Annotated in this window: 4 protein-coding genes; 1 reads left to right on the forward strand and 3 read right to left on the reverse strand. The window is 68.4% G+C overall.

The window, feature by feature from the left end; genetic code table 11:
• The 3 genes from ABZ860_RS42650 to ABZ860_RS42660 all read right to left on the reverse strand — a co-directional run.
• A partial coding sequence (locus ABZ860_RS42650) for a hypothetical protein (protein WP_357232528.1) occupies nucleotides 1-1091 on the reverse strand: 1091 nt, incomplete at its 3' end.
• A gap of 26 nt (nucleotides 1092-1117) precedes the next feature.
• A complete protein-coding gene (locus ABZ860_RS42655) occupies nucleotides 1118-2665 on the reverse strand; it encodes an arabinofuranosidase catalytic domain-containing protein (RefSeq protein ID WP_357232531.1) in 1548 nt (515 codons plus the stop codon).
• 837 nt (nucleotides 2666-3502) lie between these two features.
• Entirely contained in the window at nucleotides 3503-4243 is a 741-nt protein-coding gene (locus tag ABZ860_RS42660; RefSeq protein WP_357232534.1) for an FCD domain-containing protein, read from the reverse strand.
• Between the two features lie 433 nt (nucleotides 4244-4676).
• On the opposite strand from ABZ860_RS42660, the gene ABZ860_RS42665 reads away from it, so the two are divergent.
• Nucleotides 4677-6823 (forward strand): RICIN domain-containing protein (locus tag ABZ860_RS42665; RefSeq protein ID WP_357232537.1); only part of this gene is annotated, 2147 nt, incomplete at its 3' end.

Below are 6823 nucleotides of genomic sequence, written 5' to 3' on the forward strand. Positions count from 1 at the left end.
CCGTTGCAGTCCCAGATCTGCGCCTGCGCGCCGTTGGCCTGCGACGCCCCGCTGACGTCCAGGCACCGCCCGGACCCCACACCCTTCAGCGCGCTCGTCGCCGGCGGATTGCCGCTCGGTGACACGGTCGGCGAGACGGTCGGCGAGGGAGAGGGCGAGGTCGGCGGGGTCGTGTCGAACTGCGTCAGGAACTTCCACGCCTCGCCCGAGGTCCAGGTCCTCCAGCCGTCACAGGTGCACCCGTCGATCGGGCCCGGGGTGTGGCCCCCGTCGAACGCCGCCCACACGACCGGGTACCCGGCCCGGCACCCCGAGTAGGCGGTGACGATGTGGGTCAGGCTGCCCGACCTGGGCTCGGGCGGATTCTGCGCGGTGCAGCCGTTGTTCCTGACGAACGTGTCACGCAGCCCTCGGCCCGTAGAGATGTTGAGCACCGGGTCCCCGATGCCGTGCACCCCCATGTACGCGATGGGCTGGGTGCCGCCGTTGCACCCGCTGAGCTGCGCGCCGGAGTAGACCACGACCGCGCGGAAGACCGACGCCCGGGCGCAGGCGAGCGCGTAACTCATACCGCCGCCGTAGCTGAAGCCCGTGGAGAAGATCTGGCTGGTGTCGACGCACAGGCCGGCCTCGATCTGCCTGAGCATGTCGTCGACGAAGGTCACGTCCTGGCCGCCGGGGTTGGCCCAGCCGTTGCCGTTGCCCTGGGGCGCGACGAAGATCGTGCCGTTGTTCGCGGCGTCCGCCAGGCGCCTGAGTCCGTAGTACGACCAGTTGTACCCGTCGGTTCCGCCGGAGTCGACGTCGTTGGCGGTGCCGCCGTTCCAGTGGAACCCGAAGATCAGGCGGTAGGGGCGGTTGCTGTCGTAGTTGGCGGGCACCCGCAGGATGTAGCTGCGGTTCTGGCCGCCGCTCGAAATCGAGTGCGCGCCGCTCGCCAGCGTCGGGGCCTTGCCGCACCCGGCGGTCGCCGCGGCGGCCACGGCGCTGTGCGTGGCCGACGTCGTTCCGCCGAGCGCCGTGCCGCTTATGCCCAGGACGAGAACTGCTGCCGCCGCGATTGCGGCGAAAAGGGATTTGTGACTCAACATACGCAACTCCATGCGCGGTTAGGGGGTCAGCGGTAGCCGGCGGCGACGACGTCGGCCTGTACGGCGTTCTCGGTGGCGTCGGAGGGGTAGCCCGCCACCATCGCTCCTTCGTAGAAAGTGCCGGCGCTGAGGTTGGCGCCGCCATCGGGCTTGCAGCAGTCGCCGCCGCTGCCCAGGACGATGGCACCCTGCTTCTTCATGGGGCTGTAGCCGGGGGGAAGCGCGCCGTCGTAGAGGGTGTACAGGGTGCCGGACTGCGCGTTGCTGCCCTTGATGGCGAATCGGCTGGTGCCGTTGTTCTTCAGCGTGGCCGTGACGAACTTGCTGGTGAAGGCTCTCTGGTTGGGGTTCCAGGACTGGCTTCCGCCGGGGTAGAGCCCCCATTCGAGGTCGGCCTGGACCCAGGGGCCGGAGCCGGAGCAGCCGCCGAACCAGCAGCTCGTGCCGAAGTAGATGGCGTCCATCGCGCCGGCGGCGTCGGCCTTGCGGGTGGTCTCGCTGTTGCCGTAGTCGAAGCAGCAGCCGCTGTTGACATGCGTGCCGCTGGTCACCATGTACATGCCCTCGGGCGCGCTGCCGGTCGGCACGCCGGTCAGGTGACCGTCACGCCAGTAGCTGTTGCCGGGGTTGATGTAGAGCGAGTAGGCCTTGTTGCCGCCCACGGACAGCGACTCGGTGGTCGCGATCGCGGGCTTGCTCTGCGGGGACCCGGGGACCACGCTCGACCCCTGGTACCACAGGTCGTTGCCGCGCCCGGACTGGTCGTACACGACGGTGACGACGCAGGTGGTGCCGGCGCAGAAGGAGTCCTGGGCCGCGGCGTTGGCGACGCCGCCCGCGGTCAGGACGCCGATGTTCCTGGTCGTGTTGTCGGAGGAACGCCGCACCTGGTACAGGTTGCCGTTGTAGGCGTTGTAGAGCGCCCGCGTGGTGCTGTGGGCGGCCACGCACGGTGTGCCGCCGGCGGCGTAGATGTCACACGGACGCGAGCCGGGCGGCGGCGGGCTCGGCGACGTGGGCGGAGTCGGCGACGTGGTGGGCCCGCCTCCCGCGACGGTCCACCTCTGGTTGCTCTGCCCGTTGCAGGTCCACAGGGCGACCGCGGTCCCGTTGGCCGTGGCCGCCTGGTACACGTCCAGGCACAGACCGGACTGGACCCCGGTGATGGACCCGTCGGCGTTCTGGCGCCACTTCTGGTTGTTCTGCCCGTTGCAGGACCAGATGACGACCTTCGTGCCGTTCGACGTCCCCTGGCCGTACGCGTCCACGCACCGCGTGCCGCCGAACGTCCGCAGCTCGCCGGCCGAGGTGAACTCGAACGCCTGGTTGGCCTGGCCGTTGCAGTCCCAGATCTGCAGGGCGGCGCCCAGCGCATCGGTGTTGCCCGCAACGTCCAGGCAGCGCCCTGAGGACGCGCTGACCAGCGGCGCCATCGCCGCCGATGCCGGTGCCGACCATGTCAGGGCGGTGGCGAGAAGGGCCGCAAGCGCCGCCACGAGGCAGGCAGCGACGGCCGCCGGTGAGCGCCGCCCGCGAGCCGCATGGCCCGACAGGTCAACGGACGAAGAACCCATTGCTTTCACTCCTTGGGGGGAAGGCACGGCGGAGACAGCCACGTGCTGAATCCGGGCAGCCTCGCCGGAGCCGGCGATAGGCGGTCGTGTCCCATGCGGCGGGTCACTGCGGGAACAGCCCGCAGTGGACGGCTGGGCCGCGGGAGCCGGCCGCTCCTCGATCCTTGCGCTCGGTGCCGATCAGGCGTCGTCCGTAGCGTGGGGACCGAGGCGATGTCGGGTCCCGGTCGCGGACCCGATCCGCGCACGAAGGCGCATGCAAGAAGGAGGAAGGGGTCGCGGACAGCGGATGAGAAGTCCGGCTGCAGCCCGGAACGCCGGCGGTGCGCCTCACGCCGTCGTACGCGGCGAGCCGCGACGTCGGTGGATCACCATCCAGGTCACACCGCATCGGCGAGCGTCTGCTCTGAACCTCCTCGCAAAAGGTCCACGAACCGATTCGCCTCGACCGGGCGACGGAACCCAGCCCCTTATTGCCTCCTGGCGGCGATTACGGGTTTGTTAGCGCTAACAGATTGACAGGGACTTGACTCGTTCCTTCCTGCCGACGGATTGGGGGGTGGCGGGATGCAGCGAAGCAAATACGACGGGCGACGCGCGTGTCAAGAATCTCATTCCCCCTCTTTTCGGGCCAGGTAAGGGCCTGGAGTCCGCGCTGCGGCTCTCAGCAGGGACGCTCGCGGTCCCCTGCCGGTCGCGCGTGAATGAAAGATTCACAGACCGCCTCGAGCGGACCGGTGCCCTCAGCCCGCCCGCGTCCCGATCATGATCACTTCATCGAAGCGGTTCGCATCCATGGCTGTGGAGGCACTCCAGCGACGGGGGCGGCTGGACGGCTCAGCCGGCCGAGCGGAACAGGCGCTGCTGGATCTCTCTGCGGTAGTCGTCGAGTGTGTTGTCGATGTGGGTGGCGGCGGCGTGGGCGGCTGCTTCGGGGTCGCCGGCGCGGATGGCCTGGTAGATGGCGTCGTGTTCTTCGACGGCTTTGGCGGCGTGGCCGCCGACCGAGCCGTGCATTCCGATGAGGCTGGATTGTGCCTGCAGGCGGCGGGCTTCGCGTACGGCGATCTGGAGGAACATGTTGTGTGAGGCGGTGGCGATGGCGGTGTGGAAGGTGTCGTCGCCGTGGTTGAACAGGTCTTCGCGTCCGGTTTCGAATCCGTGGCGGCAGACGGTGGCGGCTTCTTCGATGGCGCGCAGTTCGGCGGGGGTGGCGCGGCGGGCGGCAAGGCGGCTGGTCTCGGTTTCCTGGGTGCGGCGGAACTCGAACAGCATGTAGATGTGGTCGAGGTCGGTGGGCAGGAAGACGGAGGCCATCCGTCCGGTGCCGAGCATTCCCTCGTCGTCGGCGACGTACAGGCCCCGGCCTTTTTGGGCGCGTACGCGGCCGAGCGCGGACAGGATCTTCACGGCTTCACGGACGACGGTGCGGCTGGTGCCCAGCTGCCGGGCCAGGTCGTTCTCGGTCGGCATGCGGTCGCCCGGTCGCAGGCCCAGCCGGGCGATGAGCTCCAGCACCTGCTCGGCCGCCACCTCATAGCCCGGCCGGTATCCGCCCTCACGCTGGGTGTCGGTCACCGTGCTTCCTCCTCACGATCGCAGTAAAAGTATGACTCTGCGGGCCATGTCACCCGCAGGCTGTCCGGGACGCGGCGTCGTGAGTACGAAACATCATCGCGATTCATGCCAGGCGATCCGCCCGTGCGGGAATGCCCGCGCGAGTTTCCGCTGATCAGAGACTTCTGATCGTTACGACGAGATGACGTTTACATGCCTGCCGTGAAAATTAAGTGTTCTTAAGGTCTTGACGGGCCTCGGTGCTCGCACCCGTAATTGGTGCTGAGCACCCGGAGGATGCGTCTTCCGGGCCCCTGCGGCTGGACCACACGGCGGGTGTGTGGAGGCGTGTCGCATGCCTCCCCACCGTGGTCGGCCACGTCGGCTTCCATCACCTCACTCCACCCGGCCCCTCGTGGTGGCACGTGAGGGCCGCACCACCATGGAGAAGCACGTGACCGATCGAATTGAGCATCCGTCCCCACCTGTCGCGGTGTTGAGGCCGCTTCTGGTTGGTCTCGTCATCGCGGCGCTGACCGCGGCGATGACAGTCCTCGCATCGGCCACGGCGGCCCGTGCCGCCACCACCACCCTGTACGTTTCGCCTTCGGGCACCGGCAGCACCTGTTCGTCGGCTCAGCCGTGTTCGCTGTCGGGGGCGCAGACGGCGGTGCGGTCGCTGAACGGGGCGATGTCGGGTGACATCGTCGTCGAGTTGGCCGACGGGGTGTACCGGCTCTCCGCGCCACTGCGGCTGACCGCCGCCGACTCCGGCACCAACGGATATCGGGTCGTGTGGCAGGCGGCCCCGTCGGCGCATCCCGTCATCAGCGGCGCCCGGGCGGTCACCGGCTGGACGCTCGCCAACCAGGCGAAGAACATCTGGCAGGCCAACGTCGGCGCCGGGATCGACACCCGGCAGTTGTACGTCAACGGCGCCCTCGCCACGCGCGCGCGTACCCAGGTGAACCGGTCCGACTTCACCGCGACCGGCACCGGTCTGCGGTTCAGCAGCAGCGCGTTGAGCTATCTGAACAACCTGGCCGGCCAGAACAGGGTCGAGCTGGAGAGCGTCGGTTCGTTCACCGACCGGTACGTGCGGGTGCAGAGCATCAGCGGCAACTTCATCACGATGCAGCAGCCCAGCTGGAGCAACAACATCTTCGGGTACGACACGTTCACCACCCCGCACCGGGCCGGGCCGCTCTACATCGAGAACGCCTACGAGTTCCTCGACGCGCCGGGTGAGTGGTACATCAACCCCTCGACCGGCGTGCTGTCCTACATTCCTCTCTCCGGGCAGAACATGAGCAGCACCAGCGTGGAGTTGCCGGTGTTGCAGTCCCTGGTGAACGTCGGGGGCACCTACGACGCGCCCGCGCACCACATCGCCTTCAGCGGCATCACCTTCACCGGCACCAGCTGGCTCGGGCCCAGCAGCAACCAGGGCTTCGCCGACCAGCAGACCGGCGCCTACATCGCGGGCAACTCCAACTGGCCCGGCGACCTGCCCAGCTCCTGCCAGGAGGGCTGCCAGCAGTTCGAGTCCACCCGGCCGAACTGGGCCCAGATGCCCGCGGCGGTGCAGGTGTCGGCGGCCGACCACATCACCTTCTCCGACTCGCAGTTCGTCAACCTGGGCCAGACGGCCGTGGGCATCGGCAACGACGCCAACGCCCACGCCAGCGGAGTCGGCCTGGGCGCCAGCGACATCACGGTCACCCGGTCCGAGATCGCCCGCAACTCGGCCGGCGGCGTCGTGGTCGGCGGCGTGCGCGCCGACGCCCACCACCCCAGCGACCAGCGGATGGTCAACCGCAACATCACCATCACCGACAACCGCATCCACGACCTCGGGCTGGACTACCGGGGCATCGTCTCGGTCCTGACCACCTACGTCACCACCACCGACGTGTCCCACAACGAGGTCTACAACATGCCCTACACCGGCATGTCGATCGGGTACGGGTGGGGCGCCAACGAGCCCGGCGGCAACACCCAGTACGCCAACCGGGGTCTGTACAACTACCAGCCGCGCTACACCACGGCCACCACGGCCTCGGGCAACAAGCTCGTCGGCAACTACGTGCACGACGTCATGCAGCAGATGACCGACGGCGGATGCATCTACACCCTGTCGTGGAACCCGAACGCGCTGATCAGCGACAACTACTGCCTGCGGACCAACGGCTGGTTCGGGCTCTACTTCGATGAGGGCTCCAAGTACTACACCGTCAGGAACAACGTCTTCTCCAACACCGGCACCTGGGCCACCGCCAACTACTGGGGCGGTGAGAACATGGGCAACTTCACCGTCACCGGCAACTGGTCGACCAACGGCAGCACCAACATCACCAACGGCGACCGCGGCAACATCGTCAACAACAACGTGACCGTCACCAACGGGCAGTGGCCCGCGGGCGCCCAGTCCGTGATGGCCTCCGCCGGAGTCCGCAACGGCACCTCCACCCCCTCGCCCTCTCCGTCGTCGCCGTCGGGCAGCACCAGCGCGCTGAAGGGTGTGGGGTCCGGGCGGTGCCTGGACGTCAGCGGGGCGTCGCAGGCCAACGGCGCGCAGGCGCAGATCTGGGACTGCAACGG

It is taken from the genome of Microbispora sp. NPDC046973 (assembly GCF_040644495.1).
Lineage (GTDB): Bacteria > Actinomycetota > Actinomycetes > Streptosporangiales > Streptosporangiaceae > Microbispora.

Bases quoted from the DNA above. Each gene is read 5' to 3' on its own strand.
- ABZ860_RS42655 (WP_357232531.1), bottom strand. From the start codon at position 2,665: ATGGGTTCTTCGTCCGTTGACCTGTCGGGCCATGCGGCTCGCGGGCGG.